The sequence below is a fragment of the Rhodopirellula europaea 6C genome, from assembly GCF_000338295.1.
Classification (GTDB): domain Bacteria; phylum Planctomycetota; class Planctomycetia; order Pirellulales; family Pirellulaceae; genus Rhodopirellula; species Rhodopirellula europaea.
In genome coordinates, this window is record NZ_ANMO01000195.1 from 1 (window position 1) to 21,260 (window position 21,260).

15 protein-coding genes are annotated in these 21,260 nt (G+C 54.6%); 10 read left to right on the plus strand and 5 right to left on the minus strand.

Annotation, left to right across the window (positions count from 1 at the left end):
* Window positions 1-214 precede the first annotated feature (214 nt).
* The 5 genes from RE6C_RS19970 to RE6C_RS19990 all read left to right on the plus strand — a co-directional run bounded on the left by RE6C_RS19970 (window position 215) and on the right by RE6C_RS19990 (window position 8,525).
* Entirely contained in the window at window positions 215-1,744 is a 1,530-nt protein-coding gene (locus tag RE6C_RS19970) for a DUF3375 domain-containing protein (RefSeq protein ID WP_008659468.1), read from the plus strand.
* A complete protein-coding gene (locus tag RE6C_RS19975; RefSeq protein WP_008659469.1) occupies window positions 1,741-2,406 on the plus strand; it encodes a DUF4194 domain-containing protein in 666 nt (221 codons plus the stop codon). The genes RE6C_RS19970 and RE6C_RS19975 overlap by 4 nt, the downstream gene beginning before the upstream one ends.
* 474 nt (window positions 2,407-2,880) lie before the next feature.
* Window positions 2,881-3,261, plus strand: a complete 381-nt coding sequence (locus RE6C_RS19980; protein ID WP_008659471.1) for a GxxExxY protein — start codon at window positions 2,881-2,883, stop codon at window positions 3,259-3,261.
* A gap of 729 nt (window positions 3,262-3,990) precedes the next feature.
* Window positions 3,991-7,371: an ATP-binding protein gene (locus RE6C_RS19985; protein ID WP_039962713.1), complete on the plus strand. Its 3,381-nt coding sequence runs from the start codon at window positions 3,991-3,993 to the stop codon at window positions 7,369-7,371.
* Complete coding sequence (locus RE6C_RS19990) at window positions 7,368-8,525, plus strand: Wadjet anti-phage system protein JetD domain-containing protein (RefSeq protein WP_008659473.1); 1,158 nt, start codon at window positions 7,368-7,370, stop codon at window positions 8,523-8,525. Before RE6C_RS19985 ends, RE6C_RS19990 begins: the two co-directional genes overlap by 4 nt.
* Window positions 8,526-8,655: 130 nt before the next feature.
* Here RE6C_RS19990 and RE6C_RS19995 read toward each other — a convergent pair whose 3' ends face one another.
* Window positions 8,656-10,404, minus strand: coding sequence for an alpha/beta hydrolase (locus RE6C_RS19995; RefSeq protein WP_008659474.1), 1,749 nt, complete (start codon window positions 10,402-10,404; stop codon window positions 8,656-8,658).
* Between the two features lie 335 nt (window positions 10,405-10,739).
* Between RE6C_RS19995 and RE6C_RS20000 the strand changes: the two genes are divergently transcribed.
* Complete coding sequence (locus tag RE6C_RS20000; RefSeq protein ID WP_008659475.1) at window positions 10,740-11,084, plus strand: hypothetical protein; 345 nt, start codon at window positions 10,740-10,742, stop codon at window positions 11,082-11,084.
* A 142-nt stretch (window positions 11,085-11,226) separates the two neighbouring features.
* Here RE6C_RS20000 and RE6C_RS20005 read toward each other — a convergent pair whose 3' ends face one another.
* The 4 genes from RE6C_RS20005 to RE6C_RS20025 form a co-directional block, all read right to left on the minus strand.
* Entirely contained in the window at window positions 11,227-11,634 is a 408-nt protein-coding gene (locus tag RE6C_RS20005) for an ankyrin repeat domain-containing protein (protein WP_008659476.1), read from the minus strand.
* A gap of 72 nt (window positions 11,635-11,706) precedes the next feature.
* On the minus strand, window positions 11,707-13,119 hold the full coding sequence (locus RE6C_RS20010) for a sulfatase family protein (protein WP_008659478.1): 1,413 nt from the start codon (window positions 13,117-13,119) through the stop codon (window positions 11,707-11,709).
* Between the two features lie 41 nt (window positions 13,120-13,160).
* Entirely contained in the window at window positions 13,161-14,690 is a 1,530-nt protein-coding gene (locus RE6C_RS20015; protein ID WP_008659479.1) for an arylsulfatase, read from the minus strand.
* A gap of 405 nt (window positions 14,691-15,095) precedes the next feature.
* The gene (locus RE6C_RS20025) at window positions 15,096-15,518 is read right to left on the minus strand and encodes a HesB/IscA family protein (RefSeq protein WP_008659482.1); all 423 of its coding nucleotides are present in this window, start codon (window positions 15,516-15,518) and stop codon (window positions 15,096-15,098) included.
* A 487-nt stretch (window positions 15,519-16,005) separates the two neighbouring features.
* On the opposite strand from RE6C_RS20025, the gene RE6C_RS20035 reads away from it, so the two are divergent.
* From RE6C_RS20035 to RE6C_RS20060, 4 genes are all read left to right on the plus strand, one after another.
* The gene (locus RE6C_RS20035) at window positions 16,006-16,419 is read left to right on the plus strand and encodes a hypothetical protein (protein WP_008659484.1); all 414 of its coding nucleotides are present in this window, start codon (window positions 16,006-16,008) and stop codon (window positions 16,417-16,419) included.
* 149 nt (window positions 16,420-16,568) lie between these two features.
* Entirely contained in the window at window positions 16,569-18,248 is a 1,680-nt protein-coding gene (locus tag RE6C_RS20040) for an ABC1 kinase family protein (RefSeq protein ID WP_008659486.1), read from the plus strand.
* A 197-nt stretch (window positions 18,249-18,445) separates the two neighbouring features.
* The gene (locus tag RE6C_RS20050) at window positions 18,446-19,879 is read left to right on the plus strand and encodes a hypothetical protein (RefSeq protein WP_236618364.1); all 1,434 of its coding nucleotides are present in this window, start codon (window positions 18,446-18,448) and stop codon (window positions 19,877-19,879) included.
* 593 nt (window positions 19,880-20,472) lie between these two features.
* The gene (locus RE6C_RS20060; RefSeq protein WP_236618365.1) at window positions 20,473-20,964 is read left to right on the plus strand and encodes a thioredoxin domain-containing protein; all 492 of its coding nucleotides are present in this window, start codon (window positions 20,473-20,475) and stop codon (window positions 20,962-20,964) included.
* The last annotated feature ends 296 nt before the right edge of the window (window positions 20,965-21,260 follow it).

Consider the following 21,260-nt stretch of genomic DNA (forward strand, 5'->3'; position numbering starts at 1 on the left):
CTTGGAAGCTCATCGTACGGGGCGTGAACCGGGGAAGTGTTCTGTGATGAAGCGTCAATCAAATTCCCTCGCTCCGCGACTGGTTGCGGATGTCCGGCGTTTGAACAACCGCGGAGCGGTGACAGGTGGTGGACCAAATCGGTGACATCGAATTCCGATGGCGGGGAGGAAGAGGCACGCAACAAGTTCGTGATTGTGAGATTAGAATGCCGCGATGGAAATTGAGAGATTGGTCGCGTTTTTGGATTCCTCGCCAACGGTTCGTTTGCTGCGCGCCGATCAGGCAGCGTTTGTGGTTTGCTTTCTCCGCCATTCGTTGAAGTTGACCGGGCAAGATTCGGCGATCTCGTTGTCGCATGACGAACTGCAACACCGACTGACCGTCTTTCAAGAACAACTGCGAGACGATGGGTACGAGGCCTTCTCCGGTTCCGCGGATCGCTACCTTCGCGAATGGTCGGATGCGGGGTGGCTGAGACGCTTCCTGCCGGCTGAATCGTCCAGCCCGCACTACCAATTGACTCGCTATGCCGAAGACGCGATCGGGTTTCTCGAACAGTCGATCTCTCGCGAAAGTCGAATGGTCGGCACCGAATCTCGATTGCGGATGGTCATCGACACGCTGACTGACCTGGTCCAAGGCGCTTCCTCGGATCGTGAACAGCGTCTGCAAACCCTGATCGAACAACGGGACGATTTGAATCGCCAGATCGACGCGATTCGCGGGGGCGCCGAGATCGAGACCTATCATCCCGCGCAGGTTCGAGAACGTTTCCACACCGCTGTCGACCTGCTGAAGACCTTGCAAGGTGATTTCCGGGCAGTCGAAGATCGCTTTGAAGAAATCGCTCGTGATGTGACCCGCGGGGCTCTCGATACAGAACGCGGTCGCGGTGACATTTTGGCTGGTGCACTCGATGCGGAGGACTTGGTCAAACAACAAGACGAAGGTGTCAGCTTCGATGCCTTTGTCGCCTTCCTCTTTTCGCCCCAGGCTCAAGCCAAACTACGAGAGACGATCGCGGAAGTGACACGGTTGGAAGCCATCGCCGATCAACGCGGCGCGATCGAACATGTTCGGGCAATGGTTCCTTCGTTGTTGGCGGAAGCCGAGAATGTGCTGCGTCAAACTGGACGTTTATCGCAAACACTCAGACGCTTGCTGGACAGTCAATCCACCAGCCATCGCAAACGCACTGCCGAAGTTTTGCAAGAGGTTCGGACCTTGGCAGCGAAAATGAAACAATCCACGATGCAGACGGGAGAACCCGTTCCAAGTGAAATCGGTTTGCGAGTCGACACGACGTTGGGCGTCAGTTCGCCATTGACCCGACCGTTTTGGACTCCCCCGCAGGTCTTTGACATTGCCGTGGAAGCCAACGAGATTGACTGGGAAACAGCGAAGCAACAAGCCCGCAAACTATCGGGTCTGAAACGCTTGCAATGGGATCGCATGCGAGAGTTGGTGCACCGGGTCACCGATTTGCAAACCAACATCACGTTGTCACAGTTGCTGGAACATCGTCCACCCAATGTCGGCGTGATTGAGTTGGTCGGATGGATGCAGATTGCTCACGAGGACGGTCATGAAATCGATACGGAAGGGACGGAACAGGTGACGGTGACGACGGAAGATCCCTTGACCGGTGAATCAAGCACGGTGCATGTTCGTGTTCCTCTGGTCACCTTCTCAAAGACGCATCAAACCGAAAATGAAACCGTCCGGAAGGGAAAGCCACGATGACAGAATCCTCTTCGGAAACGGATCCTACGGCCGACGACACGTTTTCCGACACGATGCCGCCTCCGGTCCCCTGGGCACCCGCGGCAGTTCGGTTGTTGCAAGGCATTGTCTACCATGACGACGCCGGCGACACGTGGGAACGGATTCTGTCCGGCGTCACGCCGCTGACGGACTACTTCGCTCGGATCGGGTTGCAATTGATTGTCAACGAAGAAGACGGGATGGCCTACCTGCGTCAGATCGATCCTGAGTCACTGCCGCCGGAGTACCCGTCGATTCCAAAGTTGTTTCGCAGTGTGCGATTAACCTTTGAGGCGTCGTTGTTATGCGTCTTGCTGCGCGAAGAGTTGCGTCAATTCGAGGAAGAGATTCATCGCGACGGTCGGTGCGTGGTGACTCAAGCGGCGCTACTCGAGGTTTGGCAATCGCTCGTCCCAACGGAGACAGATGACGTGCGAGCCAATCGACTTTTGGGTGGGCAACTTCGCAAACTGGAAGAGCTGAAATTCGTTCGCCAGTTCGAAAAGGATCCACCCAGTTGGGAAGTCCGTCGGATCTTAAAAGCAAGATTGCCGTTGCAGGAATTGGAACGGTTGCGAGCGGATTTGGAGGCCGAGTTGAAACGGAGAGATGCAGGTATGGTTCAGGGAGAAGAAAATTGACGCAGAGGCGCTGGAGACGCAGGGAGCGGTAAGTGTGCGAACCGAATGCAGCTCATTGAAAAAGTCAAATTGACAATTGAAAAATGCAAAGTGATGCGATCTCATCCACGCACTTCCGGCATTTAGCAATTGTCAATTTACACTTTGACTTTTTCAATAACGCCAACCGCTGTATCAATCCCATTCGTCGGAAACCCGCCCAAACTGCCTTGTTGAATTCACTCTTCGCAGCCGAGGCCTATCCCTCTGCGTCTCCCCGTCTCTTGCGTCTCAGCGTCGAATCCATCAGGCATGGATCATGCGGAGCGGTCCATTTCGGTGAACGCAAAGTACAAGGATGGCTTCCACCGCGTTGTGAGTTGTTTGTAGAGATTTGACGCGGAGACGCGGGAGACGCAGGGGCGCAGAGGTGAGCGGGTGGAGTAGCATTCTGTTTCTTACTCCCTGTTTTACGTTCAACCGGCGTGGTGAATCATGAAGGAAAATGACATCAGCAAGGCTATCTTGAATGCTTCGATCGAAGCGCATCGCACGCTCGGCGGACCTGGTTTGTTGGAAAGCGTGTATGAGGAAGCGTTGGCGTGGGAACTCGACCAAGCAGGGTTGTCGGTCAGGCGACAACAGACAGTTCCGATCGAGTACAAGGGCAACGTGTTGTCGACTCCTCTTCGACTGGACCTCGTTGTGAATGACTTGGTCATCGTCGAGTGCAAAGCCACCTCTAAGTACAACGACATTTTCGCGGTTCAGTGTCTCACGTATCTAAGGCTGATGAATCTGAAGCTCGGGATTGTTGTCAATTTCGGAGAACGCAAAGTGAAGGATGGATTCCATCGCGTTGTAAACGGTTTGTAGGAAGTTGACGCAGAGGCGGGGAGTCGCAGGGACGCAGAGGGGAACGCGGACAATTGATCGTAATACCAGCCCTGAGCAGATGGGAAAGTGTTGGCAGGGCGGTAAGTGTGCGAACCGAATGCAACTCATTGAAAAGATTGAATTGATAACTGCAAAATGATGCGATCTCATCCACGCACTTCCGGCATTTTGCAATTGTCAATTTACACTTTGATTTTTTCAGTAACGCCAACCGCTGTATCAATACCATTCGCCGGGCAGTCGCCCAAACTGCCTTGTTGAATTCACTTTTCGCAGCCCAGGCCTATCCCTCTGCGTCTCCCCGTCTCTGCGTCGAACCCTTTGCCCTGAATTATGCGGAGGCGTTCATTTCGAGGATTACAAACCAAGAAATCGGTTCCGTCACGTTGCGAATGGTTTGTAGGAAGTTGTCGCGGAGGCGGGGAGTCGCAGGGACGCAGAGTTGAGTCCGGACTTCAAATATTCGGTTCTGTACCTCTGCGACTCACCGTCTCCCGCGTCTCTGCGTCGAATCCACCACGCTGGATCATGCGAGGTGTCCCTACTTGGGGAAGCAACGTAGGCAAACCGATTCCGGCGCGTTGCGAATGGCTTGTAGGAAGCTGACGCGGAGTCGGGGAGTCGCAGGGACGCAGAGTGGAACCTTGACGTCTGATATCCTGTCGCGTGCTGCGTTTCTCAGTCTCTCGAATTTTGACGCCAACCAACATGAAGCCCTCTCAACCACTCGAATTATTCGCTGACGACGATGAAGTGTCGGAACGTTTGAAACCTGGTTTCCGTCTGGCGACGTTTGAGGTTTTCAACTGGGGGACTTTTGATGGCCAAGTCCACTCGATCTCGCCTCAAGGGACGTCCTGTTTGTTGGTGGGGGAAAACGGAGCGGGCAAGTCAACGCTTGTCGATGCGATGTTGACGTTGTTGGTTCGTCCCGGGGTTCGAAACTACAACGTCGCCGCTGGGGCATCTAAGAAAGAACGCGACGAACGGACCTACATTCGCGGCGCGTACGACCGGACCGCCGGCAGCGATGAGAAGCCCAGGATTCAGTACCTCCGGGAAGGGACGGGATTCTACACGGCGCTGTTGGCTACGTTCGCCAGCGCTCGTTCGGGCGAGTCGTTCACGGTTTGCCAGGTGATGTATTTGACGTCGAGCGGTGATCGGAAAATCTTCTACGCGTTTGATCGGAAACCTCGCAGCATCGCAGGTGACCTGGGCGACCTGACCTCCACCGGTGACATCAAGAACACGTTGATCGACCGCGGATTTGATGTCACCGAGAACTTCAAAACCTATCACGGGTGGATGAAACGGTTGGTCAAATTTCGTTCCAAGGCAATGGACATCTTCAACCAGACCGTCGCGGTGAAGGATGTTCAGCGACTCGATCAGTTCATTCGCGATCACATGCTGGAAAAGAAATCGTGGAACGACAAAGTCAGCAAACTGCTCGAACACTTTGCTCAATTGAGTGAGGCTCATCGTGCACTCGTGCAGGTGCGTCAGCAGTCGGAGTTGCTGGTCCCGATCTTAAGAACAGGCAAGCGGTTCCAAGAGACAAACGCCAAACTGCAATCGGCTCGCGAAGAACTCGCTGCATCAGGTTTGTTCTTTGACATTCAAACCAGCGAACTTTTGCGTCCGCTGTGTCAGCAATGGAAACTGCGAATGGAACATCTTGATGAACAGATCAGTCTGCTGGATCACTCATTGAAATCCAAACGTGGTGAAGCCGCGTCTGTTGATCATGAGATTCGTCACAGTGGTGGAGCCAGACTGCAGCAACTTCCCTTTTTGATCGAAAAGGAAGGACAGCATGCGGCGTCCAAAAGAGAGAAACGCCTCTTGTATGAATCGAAACTGAAGCAAGTTGGTATCGACGAACCCATTTCCAGTCCCGAGCAACTGGAAAAGGTTCACCGGCAAATAGGCGATCAGCAACAACGAATCGCGATTGAAAAACAAACGGCCACCGACCAGCTCGAATCACTCAACTATGAAATCGGTGTTCTGCGTCAGGAACTCGCCACTGACGAAAGCGAACTGGAATCACTTCGTCAACGAAAAGGCAATTTGCCCGACGCGTTCATCGAAATCCGCACCGAGCTTTGCGCTGCCTTTCGTCTGTCGCCAACCGATCTTCCGTTCGCGGCCGAGTTAATCGCCGTCAACCCAGATCATGGCCGCTGGGAATCGTCGATTGAACAGGTGCTTCATTCCTTTGCGAGAACACTGTTGGTTCCAGACGACCTTTACGCGAAGGTTTCCGGCTATGTTGATTCTCAGCGTCTGACGGATTCACGCGGTCGAGGGTTGCGATTGACTTACGATCGTGTCGGATCTCGCCAGTCCGCTCCGTCGCAACGGTCGACGGACCTGAGCCTGCCGGAGATGTTGCTCTACCGGGAGGACCATCCCTTGGTTCCCTATGTTCGCGGCGAGATCGTTTCACGGTTTGATCACCTGGCATGCGAATCGATTCAGGATTTTCAGATGGCGGGTCGCCGAGCGATGACCATCCATCGGCACGTCAAACAAAACCTTCGGCAACATTCGAAAGACGATCGCGGTGGTCATGGTGATCGCAAGCACTTCGTTTTGGGATGGGACAATCGCACCAAGCGAGAAGCACTGGAACGATCGATCGGAGAACAAAGGGCGGTGCTTGATCGCAGAGTGTCATCGGCGGGGTCACTGCGTCGTAGCAGTGATCAGGCGACGCGAAGGCTGAGTCTGCTGGACGAGCTATCGGCGGTGACGCAGTTCGACACCATCGACGATCACCGGCACGATTATGAAGCCTCTCAATTGAGGCTCGAAAAGCAAAAGCTGGAGGAGTCGAGCGATCAAGTTCGACAGCTCAAGGCAAAGCTGGCGGCACTCAATGCGGAAATCCAGGGGCTGGAATCCGAACGAGATCGATTTGTGGGGGAACGCTCCAACCTGCAGACGGAGGTCGGGAGAAGCGAAGGGATCTTGAAACAAGTTGATGCGAAAGTCGAGGAGGCTCGCTCGAACGATCGATTCGCTTCCGCCCAAGCGTTCTTCGACGGGATCGTCCATCAACTGGGGGAACGTAAACTGACATTGGAGAATCTTGGGATGTTGCCGCGAGATATTGCGGATGAACTGAACGTCCGAGTCAGCGAGTTGGAGGAGCGAATCGTTCCGGTCCGGGACAACCTGACCAAGGCGATGAGCAAACTGTTGAATCGATTCCCTGTCTTCGAGTCGGAACTCGATCCAACACCTCAAGCATTGCCGAGCTTCGAACAACTCGCTGAGCGAATCAACAAGGATGACCTGCCTCGCCACGAGCGCCGGTTCAAGCAACGTCTCAAAGAGAAGGTGCTTCAAGAGATCGGATTGCTTCATGGATCTCTGGAGGACGAGCGCGAAGAAATCCGCAGCAAGATCGAAACGCTGAATCAGGCCCTTCGTCAACTCGATTGGAATCCAAGCTCGTACATGCGTTTGGAACCGAGCGACACGTCGGATGCCGAGATCCGAGATTTCCGACGTGAACTGGCGGGCTGCCTCGAAGGCACCTTGGATGGGACTGACGATGCGAACGAGGCAACGTTTAAAAAAATTGAAAAATTGGTGGATCGACTTCGCGACGATGCGAATCTTCGCTGGCGAGAAAAGGTGATCGACGTCCGCAATTGGTTCAAGTTCGCTGCCCGTGAATACGACGCTGCGTCAGGCGAACCAGGCAGCTACTACGACGGAGGTACCGGGCAGTCCGGTGGGGAGAAAGGCAAATTGGCGTTCTTGGTGTTGGTGGCCGCGATTGCCTATCAGTATGATTTGCAATTGGATGATCCGAACAGCGAACGATTTCAATTTGTCATGGTGGACGAAATGTTTTCACGCAGCGATGACACCCGGGCCAAGTACGCACTGGATCTGTTTGAACGTTTTGGATTGCAATTGGCAATCGTTGCACCGTTGGACGCCAAGGCACGGATCACGGAGAGCTATGTTGGCACGTATGGTCACATCATCAAGGATCCCGACACCCACCGCAGCCAGTTGATTAGCCTGACGACCGAGCAATATCGAGCCGCGGATCAGGAAGCATGATCACAGCCGAACAGATTCGGGTCAAAGCAAAGCGACTGTTTGGGAAGGCGATCAAGGCTTGGTTGAACCACGAGCTGGACGCGTTCTTCCCGCACCGAATTCCCGCCAACCTGACACCCTCGAAGGATTTGTCAAAAGCAATCGCGGAAGTCGAGTCTCTACGCGAGCACAGCAAGCAGGCGATCGGATCAGGGTACCGAATCGAATGGAGATCCCGTCGAAGTCGCACGCATGGGCGGAATGACTTTCCCGATGCGATCTTCGTGGACACGATGGATGACTTGGTTGAAATGAGTCACCGGGTGAGTGACTGGAAGTCGCTTCAGATGGCCGTTGCCACACTTCGGGATCGACAACCGAGGCTTGACGAGTGGTTGCGAACTGGGACGAATTGGAAATTGATTTTGGAACTGTCCGACGTGCTTCCGGATTTGCTCAGCATTCTCGATCACATGCTTTTGCATCCGCGTCCCGACTGTTTCGCTCGTGAGTTGCCGGTTCCTGTTTCCACCAAGCTGATCGAGCAACATCGTCGTCGGCTGGCAATCTGGCTGGATACGCTGTTGCCGCCCGACGCGATTGATTTCCGGTTTGGCCACGACCAATTCGAGCCGCGATACGGGCTTCGCTACGCGCGGCCGCACTACCTGCTTCGAGTCCTCGACGAGGAGTTGCAGCGAGATCTGGGCTTGCCTTTCGACGAGCTTTCATTGCCCGCCGAATCCATTGACAAGCTGCCTGCAAGTGACCAGCGAGTCATCATCGTCGAGAACAAAGTGAGTCTATTGTCGCTGCCCTCGATGCATCGAACGCTCGCCCTGGGAGGCCTGGGAAACGGGGTGACTCAACTTTCGGATATCTCCTGGCTGTCGGAATGCAAAGTGATCTACTGGGGCGATTTGGATGCCGACGGCTTTCGCATTCTCGATCGACTCCGAGCGGTTCTACCGAACGTGGAAAGCCGTTTGATGGACCGATCCATCGTGGACCAATTTGCCAATTTGGCTACCAAAGGTAACGGGGACGAAGCTCAAGCGGTGGAACATCTTTGTGAGGGTGAGCTGCAGTGCTATCACCACCTGTGCGCAAACAACCTTCGGATCGAACAAGAACACTTGCCGAGCGAATGGATCCTGAAAGCACTTTCAATCTGATTCTCTTGCCTTAGAAAGCGCGGATGCGATCTGCTTGAGATCCAATTGATCTTTCCTTTCCTCAGCGCACGTGTTGCTTGCATCGTGACTCAATGTTGAAAAGCTCCCCTTCGCCGGCGCGGCCAAGTCGCTACATCGCTTCGGTCGGCTTTGAATCAAGCTCCGAAGGTTTCAGAGTTGGGTCGATGCCTGGGAGCGGAAGCCGGACATCTTCAGCAGGTGTGGCGAAATGTTCGCGGAGTCTGTCCAAATCGGTCTGCGACCAACCCTCCGGTTGAGTCACGGCAACCCAAGCGTCGATGTAGCTCGACGGAGAATAGTTGTGCCCGTATCCAAGTGGAACGCTGGTTGCCATCGGCAAATCGAAAGCGATTTGCAGGAACGTCACGATGGGGTACCAACGCAAACCAGGCGAGACATCCGGTCCGCGTGGCTCGGAAAGCCACTCTGGTTGGTGCCAGGCCGCCGAGGGTGAAAACCAAACCATTGGGTCGCTTGCGTGCTGGATGTACACGTTTCGAATCGGCCCCCAAGCTTTGCCTGTGTCCAACCTGTTTTGTTGCGCCGTGAACCGGACCATCGATTGGTCTCGAAAGGTTGGCATCCATACGGGCGTTCCGGCGTTGCGAGAGCTGACAATGGACGCCCATTGCCGGCTAGGAAACGGGGGCCCGCTCCAGACCGCACCTTGGATGGGATCTTGAAAGGTTTCCATCAAGTCCGCGGCATCCTCGCAGCCAAACGCACCCAAGCTCAGTCCGAACAAATACAACCGTGGACGCTCTTCTTTGGGCAGCGTAGTCCAGTACGCGTAGACTTGATCGAACAAAGCGGATGCGGAACGTTTGGACCGAGATGGGTCGACCAAAATCGTGATCCAGCTGGGCAGGTACGAATACTGCATGCTGACAATGGCGGTGTCGCCGTGATGCAAATACTCGACCGTGTCGACCGCACTTTCATCGAGCCAACCGGTGCCGGTGGGTGTTGCGACAATCAGGATTTTGCGATCAAAGGCTCCCTCGCGTTTCAGCTCTTCCAAGGCAAGCGTGGCTCTGGCTTGATCGTCTCCGTCCGTTCGCATTCCGACATAGACCCGGATCGGACGATTTGCAGGTTGCCCTGTCAGCCGTTCAATTTCTCCTGCCTTAGGACCGTCGCCGATGAAGTCTTTGCCCTGACGGCCAATCGCTTCCCAGTCGACCAGAGACTGCTCGCTACCGCAGGCAAGCTCCAAGGTCGGTTGTTCAATGCCGTCATCGATCAACAAATCGGCTTGCAAAAAGAACCGATCGGCGGCTTGAAGCAACCCGCGTGCAATCACCCCATTGCCAATCATCAATCCCAGCACCAACACACAGAGAGTGCTGATTGAAATGGCGATACGACGTGGCAAATAGCGTTGCAGCAAGTTGGAAAGATAGACGCCCAAGCGAATCATCCAACGAGCAATCGAAACCAGGATGAACGCAACGAGGAGCGCAATCGCAAAGAAGCGAAAAGGTGCCGTAGTTTCGAGCGGCGGCATCTCCATCAACATGCGAATGGAGTTCTGCCATTCGGTGGCGTACCAAATCGAAGTGGCGAAGACGATCGCCACCACTGCCATGCAGATCTGCTTCGAACGTTGGGCCAGTGCATGTCCGGGCTGCGGCAATTCCAGGAACGACCAGCCCCAAGTCGCGAGCACGCCCACCACATAACCGATGGCAAGAGAAAACCCTGACAGGATTCCTTGCACGATGTAAGGGCGAGGCAGCAGGGACGGCGTGATCGATCCGCAGAAGAACAAGGTTGCAAACACCAAACCGGTGAACGAAAACGACTCCAAGTAGGAACGCGATAACGATCGGACTTTGATAGCGACGCGATGGATCACTCATTGACTCCAGCAAAATAGAATACGAGCAGACAATCAGTCGATGGCCAAATAGAGGTGGTTTGGGACACTTGGGAGGTCATGCGTCTGTGAACAGCATTCGCTACATGCATTTGGCGGTATAGCTGACTGCTGGTCTGGTCGGGCAGTCGGTTGGGACGTCAATGCAGTGTTGTCTCGGCAGTCGGACCAGCGTGGAGTCGTAATTTAGTCGCTGCAAAAGCAGAAGCGAAGGTAGGAAGCCGTTGGCCGTTTGTGTTGTTCGCTGGACACGGATGGTTGTGAATCGCTAGGGTGGCGTTATCAGTTCGTAAACTTGGTGGGGGACGAATGCCATGAGATTCTTCAAAGCAGCGATTCTTTTCGGTTTGATGAGCCTTCCGTGTCACGCGGAGTCGGACTGGTTGTTGGATCTGGACCTGGATTCGCCGATCCAGAGCAAAGACTATGTCAGCGAACAACCGGCGGATCTGAACCCGCACGCTCTGCGTGAATTGTTTTTCGTGTATCCAAGGCCGAAACAAGGCAAAGATCCAAAAATGAGCTCTCTCTTGCCGGGGTTTGAATACGAACTGTGGCAAAAGGTTGAGCAACTCCTGTTGCGACCAGAGCGAAAACCCGCGGTTAAACGCCCTGTTCCGCCACCCATTCGAGTAAAACGGAACGAGCGATTGCTCTGATGCCTTTGGCGACGAGTGATTCCCGAGTTCAAACTTTGGGGTGACAGGCCGTTGCCGCTGTCTTTCGATGATCGCTTCTGCGGCGTTCTTGCGCCGGGAAGATTGACATTTGGGGCAATAGCTGAAGATTGCAGGAAACAGCTTAGGAGTCTGATTCGGTCAGCGAGAAGTCGGCGCCAGCGTCCACCAGCATTCGCATCGCAGGCACGTTGCATTCAGCGATTGCTCTGGAGAAACAGGTGTCGCCGAGATTGTCGCGTGCGTCGGGATCCGCGCCGAGTTTCAGCAATGTTTCGACGGTCGAGTTCTCATGCAGCGAGATTGCTAGCATGAGTGGTGTATCAGAGTCGGTACCAAGCCTGGAATCAGGGTTCACACCGCGAGACACGAGCCAGCCGAGGATGCCAGGATTGTTCAACACAGCGGCTGCGACAATCCAGGCATCGCTGGACGTCAACAATTCAGGATGTTTGCCCAGCAGCTGGCGAAGACGATTTCGGTTGTTGCGAATCACACAGCCGTAGGCTTTTCGGTCACGCTGAACGCCCATCGGATTTCGGTCGCTAGTTGAGTGTTTGATATTGGTTGATGAAAGATGGTTGCGATCGCAAGACGGAGTCGGTCACTGCAGACGCTGAAGATCCGACATCACGGTCGCCTTCCACCGGGTCAATTCCTTTTTCATCTTTTTTGTCACATCAGGCAATTGCTGAGCTACATCGGTGGTTTCGGCGGGGTCGCCTGGAATGTCATAAAGTCGATCGCCACTCTCTGTACAGACAAGCTTGTACCGGTGCTGCATCCAGACGGATTCTTTTCCATCGCGATTGAGGAAACCAAGTGGCTTTTGTCGCTCGTTTGATTGGCCGGTGACCAGTGGCAAGAGACTCGTGCCGTCGTAGGGGCGGTCGGTTGGCAGTTCGACATCGATGGCATCCAGGATGGTCGGGAAGTAGTCGGTGGTGAAGCACGGTGCATCGATGGTGCGCGGCGAGTCAATTTTGTTTGGCCACACCATCAAACCGGGAACGCGGATTCCGCCTTCGTCAATTGACAACTTGAATCCTTTCAAGTTCTTGGCTGATCCCACGTGCCGTGGTGACCCCTGGCGGGCTGGACCGTTGTCGGAGCAAAAGCAGAGCATCGTGTTGTCAGCGACACCGAGCGATTTCAGCTCCGCACGCAGGCGTCCGATCTGTTCGTCCATCGCCGTGAGGCAGGCGTAATAGTGCTGGGCCGGTTCAGGTTGCTCGCGATACATTTCGCGATACTTTGGGCCGCCGACGACGGGCGAGTGAGGTGTGTGGAACCAAACGGCGGCAAAGAATGGTCGGTCGTTTTGCACCGCATCACGGATGAACGGGATCGCTCGGTCCATGATGACTCGGGAGTCATCGCCATCCATGTTGTCGGTTTCTTTCTGACCCGGACCGGTGAAGTATTCGTTGCCGTACGGTCGGCCTTGCTTAGTAGATTGTTGAGATTGCTTCTTTGAAATGGGCCCCGGATGAAGCAACGGGTTCCACGTGGGGACTTTGGATTCGGTCACAAAGCAGACGTCAACGTCACGTTCCCAAGGCGGGCAATAGTACCGCTCGGGTTGTTTGGCAAACGTGCCCCAGCGATTTTGGTCGCCCACCGTTTTAGAAAGCGTGCCAAGGTGCCACTTTCCAAAATGGCCAGTCGTGTAACCGTGCTGCTTCAGCACTGTCGTGATTGGTAATTCGGTTGGTTCCAGCATGCCTTTCATGGCGAAGGTCACGCCGAAGCGGTAAGGGTTGCGACCGGTGTAGCAGCTCGCTCGCGTCGGGGAGCACATTGCGGCAGCGGCGTAAAAACGCGTGAACGTCACGCCCTCGGCAGCCATTTGATCCAGATGCGGCGTTCGCAGATGTGGATGCCCGTTGTACCCGGTGTCGCCCCAACCTTGGTCGTCCGCCATGCAAAGGATGATGTTGGGGGAATCCGATGCGATGGTGTTGCACGCCACCGAGACACACAGCGCGAAGATGACAAGACTGATTGATTGTTTCATGGCGTCTCTCCAATATGCCGCTCGGTGTTGTCGTCAGATTTCTATTGCAAGTCCGGGCGTGGGGAATCGATCTCCCGCATCAAAATCTGTTTCAGTTCAGTGATTTTGTTTGGGTAGCCGGATGCCAGATTGGTGCGTTCTTCGTTGTCTGTGGTGAGATCATAGAGTTGGAAGATGCCCTTCCTGCGATCCGCTTCGACCAGCTTCAATCCTTCGCCGGTGATCAATGCCCGGCTGCCCATCGCATTGAAGTTGTTGTTGATGACCACGTGCTCGTGATGTTCGGTTTGTGGTTGTCCGAGCAGGGTGGGCAGATAAGAGATGCCATCTTTGCCTCTGGGTTTTTCCTCACCCACTAAATCCGCCAACGTGGCGAGAAAGTCGTAGTGGGCGGTCAGCAAGTTGTTCTCGGAACCTGGTTCAATTTTGCCTGGCCATCGCGCGATCATGGGGCACTGCATGCCGCCTTGATAGCCACTACGTTTTAAGCCCGCTCTTCCGCCCGCTCCATCGAAGATGTCTCCGCACTCGGACGACCGCCATTTTTTGTCGGTGAGATTGGCGGGTTCGCCGCTGGGAAGCGTTTGTTTTTTATAGCTTGGTTTGGGGCCGTAGTAGAGTTCATGGCCATTGTCGGATGTGAACAGAACGACGGTGTTGTCATCGATTCCGAGAGTCACCAATTCGTCCATGATCAAACCGACATGGTCGTCGAGCATCTTGACCATCGAGGCGTACTTTTTCTCCGCCAGGCTCATGGTGGGATGATCAGCGAAGTCTGGATGCAGTTCGGGGATCGCGACTGGACCGTGTGGCAACTGTGTCGGATGATAGAGAAAGAATGGTTGGTCATGGTTGGCACGCAGGTATTTCAGAATGCCTTCAATGAAAACGTTTTGCGAATAGGTTTCGCCGCCATAGCCAACCGGTTCATCGCCTTTCTCACTGGTCTTGCCACAATCCGCCATCGTGTTGCCGGGCAAATCAAAGCGTTCGCCGTTACGCCAAAGATAAGGCGGGTAGAAACCGTGGCATCGTTGGTGATCGTAGTAGCCTTCGTAGAAATCCCATCCGAATCGCTGGACTCGCTCGTTCCAAGTCAAAAAACCGCGATCCAACTTTCCGAATTGGGCGGTCTTGTACCCGGCCTGCTGAGCCACCTGCGCGAGGAAGACTTCGTTATCCGCAATCGGATTGGAGTTGGCTTTGTGCTTCTCCATTCGCTTTTGATATTCCTCTTCCGTGATCTGCCCCGCGTCTCGCCAGATCGGCAATCCAGCTCGGTTCTGTGCCCAACCGCCGTTCCGACCATCGTGCATCCCGGTGAGCAGAGTCCAACGGGCGGGGGCACAGTAGACGCCACCGTAGTAGTTGTTGAACTTCATGCCTTCGCGTGCCAAGCGATCAATGTTGGGCGTCGTGACGACTTCCTGGCCATAGCATCCGAGCATGCCAGGTCCGAGGTCATCGGCGAAAATGAGAATGACATTGGGACGTTCGTCGGCCATAGAGTTCGCTTGAACGCCGAACGCGATGAGAAGGCCAAACAGAAGTTGAGTGATAGATTTCATTTCGTTCGTTCGCCTCGGGGCGATTCAGTGGATGCGTGAGCGTGCTGGGTTTGGTGTTCTGCGACACGTCGCGTGAAGGTGGGCGGGAATTGCTGGCTACCCGCAATGTCACGCTGGGCGAAGTCTCTTGGCAGGTGTCGCACGATGATAGTCGTGATTCGGTTTGCAATCACGGGCGGCGGGCACACCGGCGGGATGAAAACCCTCGACCGGGCGGTGCGTGCGCATCAATGAAGTTGGCCGCCCACCTGCTTCGTCCTTGATCGTTGGGCTTCCGCAGCGAAGGATCGATTCAACCTTTGCGTTTGAAAATCAGAACGATCGCCACCAACAAGGCAACTGGAATGCCGAGCGTCACGAGCGCGATGAGTCCGATCACCAGCAGTTCGATTAAACCAGGAGAGCTCATTGTCGATCTTTCGTCGTTTGTTCGGTGGTGGATTTGAACGCGTTGGGATTGTCGAATTTGAACCCATCGGGTTCGTTCAGACGTGTCTCCCAATCGATCGTGGATCCTTCGACGTAGACAAGGTCACGGGGAGACACTGCGAGTGTAAACCCTTGGCAGTCTTGGACGACGGCACCACTCGGAATTGGCGGTGACTCGAGGTTCAAAGCATATTCAAATCCATTCTCACCGTGGTCTTTGATCGACAACCGAATGTGATCGCCGGGTGAGTCGCGCAGGAACTCTTTGAATTTGGCCTCGGCTGCGGGCGTGATTGTCACAACCGTTTGAGACTTCTTCGTCGTATCGTTTAATTGGCTGGGGCATCCTGCTAGACAAACCAATGCGAGCATGATCAGCAAAAGACGGGCGGCGAGCATTCGGAAGCTTGGTGGTGAGAGTAGTGATTTGTTGGAAAGAGGTTGTCGCTGGTCATTGCGTCATTTCTGCTTCGGTACAGTCGGCAGCGAAGACGCCGTGCAAGATGTCCAAGACGGGACTTTCGACCATATGACCAATCGGTTTCGGAGAATTCAGCCGAGCATTGATCCCCGCCTGGAGAAGCAACGCGGCTACCGATTCGGCCTCTGAGTAGTTTCTCGTTCGATACACAACGGTCGGTGATGGAAGGGACATTTGCCGAACTCCGATTTGGTGGTGGGCACGAAAAATCGCCCATATGCAGGTTGGATCCGAGGGGAAACTTCGCGTTCGTTTTAGACTGCAAAGATAGAGGCCAGAGTTGATGGCAATATTCTAGACCCAATCGGGCGCGTCCTGCTCACGGACAGTGATGACGAACGGTGACGGCACGGGACGTGCGATTGTTGTGCGGTGACACACTACTCGCTTCACAGAAGCACAAAAATGTCCAAACAAGATGTGTTGATCAATGACGAAACCATGCACCACGACCATCGCCAATGGGAAAGCGATGTCTCGATGTGGCGTGACGACATTGAGATTTGGCAACAAAATCATCAAAACGCGTTGAAGGAACTGAACCGAATCGCTGAGCGTTTGACCGAGCACATGACGTCGCTCGAGGCTCACGTCGATCAGCTCGATTCCCACGAAGCCAACACGCTGCAGCATGAACACGGCGTGGCAGCCGATTTCCGACAACAAAACGATCCAACGGCACATTCGATGTCGGAACACGTGAAGGAGGCAACTCGCCATCAACATTTGCGGGACGCTCACGAACGCATGAAAAAGCATCATCATACGGTGATGGCACACATTGCGATGTTGAAGGCAACGCTAGATTCATCGCTGTAAAACGTGGCGAACCACCGCACTTTGATCACGCAGTGGGCGGTCACATGGTTGTTGCGCTGCGATCTCGATTTGAATGGGCGTGATCGAATTCGCGTCGGACGGTAAGTGAAACGCCGTCCGATTTTTCCTTTGTACCGTGGCAACTTCCGATGGAATTGATCGAAGTCCCGCAGTTGATTCGCAATGCCGAGCGTTTTCGCGAAGTGGTGACGATCCTGACGCGGCATGGTTTGGCGGATTGGATGTCGGGAGTCCCGTCGATTTGGCCTGAGCGTTTAAGAGGTTCGGCGGACGAGTCGATGACAACCGCCGCACGAATTCGGGTGGCGTTTGAAGAACTGGGGACGACGTTCATCAAACTGGGCCAAGTCCTGAGCACTCGCGAGGATTTGGTCGGCCGGGAACTGGCGTGCGAGTTGGCTCAGCTTCGTGCGAATACGCCCAGCGATCCGGCTGATGTGGTCATCGCAATGATCGAGTCCGAGTTGGGAGCGGGAATTGACGAACTTTTTTTGAAGTTTGATTCGACCGCGATGGCGTCCGCTTCGATTGGACAGGTTCATCGAGCCACGACGCATGAGGGCCACGATGTGGTTGTGAAGGTCCAGCATCCGGGGATCGAACAACGAATCGTCAATGACTTGGAAATCATGCAGAAGTTGGCTGAGATCGCGGAGCAGCAATCCGAAAGACTGACGCAGTACCGCCCGGTCGATACGATTCGAGAATTTCAACGATCGCTGATGCGAGAGTTGGATTTTCAGCGCGAATTGAAAAACATGAATCGGTTCCGAACCAATTTCCAGGACGAACCGGACGTGCACTTTGCGAAGCCATACCCAAAGCTGAGTTCACGACGCGTGTTGACGATGCAGCGGCTCGACGGAATCAGTGTCTCGAACAAAGCGGAGTTGAAGACATCGGGAGCTGACTTGAACGAGGTCGCTCACCGAGGTGCGGTCGTGTTTCTCGACATGATTTTTCGCGATGGTTTTTACCACGCCGATCCCCACCCCGGAAATCTGATGGTCCTGAATCGTCATGTTCCGAGTCAGGATCCTTCGAACGATGGGCCGCCGGCGAAACAAGTGATCGGGTTGCTCGATTGTGGCATGGTCGGTCGCATCGACGATGCACTCAAGGATGACTTGGAAGTCGCGTTGATCGCGGCGGTGACTGGCGACGCCGAGTCGATTGCCGAGATCGCGGTGCGACTGGGCGATGTGCCATGTGACTTTGACGAACCATCGTTGGTGAGCGAAATCCGTGACATGCTCGATGACTACGCCGATCAAAAGCTTCGCGAGTTCGACGTCAGTGCTTGCCTGCGAGATGTGACGGGGATCATCCGTGAGCATCGGATCTATTTGCCCGCCAAAGTTGCGATGTTGCTAAAGGTTTTGGCGATGCTGGAAGGAACCGCACATCAACTCAATCCCAATTTCAGTTTGGCGGAATTGTTGGAACCTTATGGCCAGCAAGCGATGCGTCGCCGTCTTTCGCCTCGGCGGGTTTATGAGCGAATCAAAAATCGGGTGGATGATTGGGATCACCTGTTGAGCATTCTGCCGAAGGACTTGGGCGACGTTCTGCACAGTCTCAAACAAGGCAACTTCGACATCCATCTGCAACACCGTCGGTTGGAACCGATTGTCAATCGATTGGTGATGGGGATTCTAACCGCAGCGTTGTTTGTCGGTTCAGCTTCCTTGTGGAGTAGTGGGGTGCCGCCATTGTTATTTGGTGTCTCGGTTCCCGGGATGTTGGGGTGTTCGCTGGCGATGGTCATGGGTGTGCGACTCAGTTGGCAGATCTCGCGAGTTCGCTAGCCGGGCACCGAAGTCAGCGTCGCTCGCGTGAGCGTGCGAGCATCGCGACTCAATGTCGATTTCATGTAGGGAACATCGTTTCGGTTCGTGATCGATGAGTTGTGAACCATCAGGCTGTAGCGAACCGATACACTGGGGGCTGATCGAGTTGAATTGCAATGCCAATGATGCCACGTTCGCCAGCAGGAGAATCCCCAGTGAATGAAGACCAAGTTTGGATGGAACAAAACCGGCGACGTTTCTTGCACACTTCCGCGTTGGGTGTCGCTGCCACAGCGGTCTCCGGTGTGGGAATGCTCTCGTCCGAATCCGCGGTGGCAGCAGAGGTTGCAGCTGAGCCTGCGTTGCCCGAACGACCGGTTGGCGTCGATGTGTTGATGCCACGTGATCGAGTGCCGCTCTCCTTCATCATTGATGACTCGACGTGCCTGGTGAACATGGGGCACTTTTGCAACCCGCAATTCGCGGAGGCTTGGCCGGACCGCGCGGAGTATCAGAAGCCGTGGAGGTCTTGGCCACGTGAGATCCCGGATTCTTTCGTTCGCCAGTTTGGTGAGTGGTGCGCTGACAACGGTGTGAAAGGGAAGTACAGCATCGTTCCAAATCCCGCGTGTGTCGGATGGCTCGACCGGGAGTTGCCGGGGTGGTCTCGTTCGGAGTTGAAGTCCAGTTTGGATCTCGTTCGCGAATTGATGCTTCCCAACTGGGATATTCATCCAGAGATGATCACGCACACGCGAGTCATCGATCTCAAGACCGGTCGGCCGATGGAGACGATCAGTTCGGCGACGATGGAGAATTCCTACCCTCAGGAAAAGAAGAGCGTCGACGAGTTGGCGGCCTATCTCGCCTACGCACTTCGAATTTTGAAGAATTGCGACCTGCCATGCGAAGGCGTCACCACGCCCGGTGGATTTGGCGGAAAGGTGCAAAAGGAGTTGCCATTTGCGGTCGATCAAGCCGTTCGCGATGTTTATGGAGCGGAGCTGCCGCACTATTTCAAGTATGTCATTTCAAACGACGAAAGCACCGAACCCAAACTTGAACATCTGCGCGGCGTGGGAACCGATGACGTGCGGCTGACGGTCAATGTCCCCGCGGGAACAGGCGATTGGTTCGGCGGTTGGCAGGGCGATTCGCTTCCTGAACCTGATCGTTATTGCAATTCAGAAGCAACCGGCGGACGGATGGTTGAGTTGATTCAACGACGTCAGCCGGCGGTCATGCTGTGTCATTGGCCGGGAATGTACAGCAACGGGAGTCAAGAAGGATTTCGCTCGTTCCAGCGAGTCGTCGAGTCGTTAGCAACACGATTCGGGGACGAAACGCTTTGGATGAAGCTCAGCGAGATCGCTCGTTACTGGGCCGCGAAAAAGCTGACTGAGATCGAGCATGTTGGCAACCGCTTTAAGCTGACCGCACCCTTTGCCACCGAGAAGTTCACGGTGCAGTTGGATGGTGGCGTTGGCCCAGTCAGTGTTCAGCATGGTGGTGATCGCAAATTGCTCCAGGAAACCACCACGCGTTCGGGATTGGACTCTGGAACCTGGTTCTGCGATGAGAAGCATCTTGTTGCTTGTTTTGATTTGCCGAAGGGGACAACGCATCTCGTCATCGGCGAGACTGGCTAGCGTGTTCCCGTGATCCGGAGGGTTCGTCTATCCAAGTCGAACTGCGGCGAAGCGTGCGAGGTTTTGATGCGATCGGAAAAGCTGCAATTCTCGATAGCGAATTTGCTGGGCTGGGCAGGTGTGTGCGCGGTCCTCCTAGCGTTGGCAAAAATTCATTTTCTGCGGGTGCCGATTGCCTGCCCATTTCTGCTCGGCCCGATGACGGCAATCACGGTGACTCCAACACGATGGTCTGTGATTCTTGGCACACTGTGGTCATTATGTTGGTTGTTTATTAGTTTGGTACCCTATTGGCTTTTGGCTGCGTTTTTAATATGGGCAACTCAGACCTTGAATGATGGTTCTTTGACTCGCCGCGTCCTTATCGCTATTACCGTCACTTATTTTCTCTTGGTGTCAGCAATTGGTGGGTACCGAGGAGGCGTTGCTGCGCGGCCGGACTGAACTCCAATAGTTGGCGGCAAGTGGCTGCCTTTCCGGCGGGGCGAAGTGGCGAAAAACCATCGAAGGGTATATCTGGTTCCAACCGCATTCGGGAGAAGCTGGACTGTTGATATTGAATATTCGCTTTTGCAAAGACATTGTTCACGACCGTGACTCAGCGATTTTGGATTGCTTTGAATAGGCTCAGGAATCGGTACAGCAATGCCATGTTCGCGGCGGTCGTCACGACTGGCGGGCTGCTTGCAATGCTGATCGTTTTGTTCTGGTGCAATCAAGAACCGGCAACACGTGACGCGGTGTCGATGCCTTGGAGTGTGTATTCGAAGGCAGCATTCGATAGGACTGAATTGGAGGGGAAGCCGGTCGCCGTTCTCTTTTTCGCCAATTGGGCTTTGTCCGCCGATCCAAAAGGTGGACTATCCAATCCGGGTATTTCTCAGGCTCTTGCGGATGCTGGTTTTGTCTTGATGACGGATGATCTGACGCATTCAGATGCGAACGACTTCGATGAGCTCAGGCATCTCGGATTCAATTCGGTCCCGATGCTGATTCTCTACCCGCAAACGGGGCCGCCGGTTGGATTTGACGGAGGGACTCCCGAGTCAAACCTCGTTGCTGCGGTCGAGCTCATCGGGGGATGAAGGAATGCCGTGACGAGCGGGCTCGCAGTGGAATGGACGCTTAACAGCATGTTGATCCAGACGTATACCGAATGACAACCTCTAGCCGATGGGCGTTAGCCTGGGCTGTCCAATTTTGGGTATTGATACCGGAATTGGCATAGATTCTTGAGACGGTTTCTGTCTTCGGTCACCTCTCCCCCGGCGCAGCCGGGGGAGAGGTCGAGCACGCCCTTCAGGCGTTGCTCGGGTAAGGGGGCATTCGCGCGACTCGCGTCGCTAGTTGGCGGTGCAGTTTTCAATCTGAGGGAATTTGC

Excerpts from the sequence above, each read along its gene's own strand:
- RE6C_RS19970 (WP_008659468.1), top strand. The coding sequence starts at position 215 with ATGGAAATTGAGAGATTGGTCGCGTTTTTGGATTCCTCGCCAACGGTT.
- RE6C_RS19975 (WP_008659469.1), top strand. The coding sequence starts at position 1,741 with ATGACAGAATCCTCTTCGGAAACGGATCCTACGGCCGACGACACGTTT.
- RE6C_RS19980 (WP_008659471.1), top strand. The coding sequence starts at position 2,881 with ATGAAGGAAAATGACATCAGCAAGGCTATCTTGAATGCTTCGATCGAA.
- RE6C_RS19985 (WP_039962713.1), top strand. The coding sequence starts at position 3,991 with ATGAAGCCCTCTCAACCACTCGAATTATTCGCTGACGACGATGAAGTG.
- RE6C_RS19990 (WP_008659473.1), top strand. The coding sequence starts at position 7,368 with ATGATCACAGCCGAACAGATTCGGGTCAAAGCAAAGCGACTGTTTGGG.
- RE6C_RS20000 (WP_008659475.1), top strand. The coding sequence starts at position 10,740 with ATGAGATTCTTCAAAGCAGCGATTCTTTTCGGTTTGATGAGCCTTCCG.
- RE6C_RS20005 (WP_008659476.1), bottom strand. The coding sequence starts at position 11,634 with ATGGGCGTTCAGCGTGACCGAAAAGCCTACGGCTGTGTGATTCGCAAC.
- RE6C_RS20010 (WP_008659478.1), bottom strand. The coding sequence starts at position 13,119 with ATGAAACAATCAATCAGTCTTGTCATCTTCGCGCTGTGTGTCTCGGTG.
- RE6C_RS20015 (WP_008659479.1), bottom strand. The coding sequence starts at position 14,690 with ATGAAATCTATCACTCAACTTCTGTTTGGCCTTCTCATCGCGTTCGGC.
- RE6C_RS20025 (WP_008659482.1), bottom strand. The coding sequence starts at position 15,518 with ATGCTCGCCGCCCGTCTTTTGCTGATCATGCTCGCATTGGTTTGTCTA.
- RE6C_RS20035 (WP_008659484.1), top strand. The coding sequence starts at position 16,006 with ATGTCCAAACAAGATGTGTTGATCAATGACGAAACCATGCACCACGAC.
- RE6C_RS20040 (WP_008659486.1), top strand. The coding sequence starts at position 16,569 with ATGGAATTGATCGAAGTCCCGCAGTTGATTCGCAATGCCGAGCGTTTT.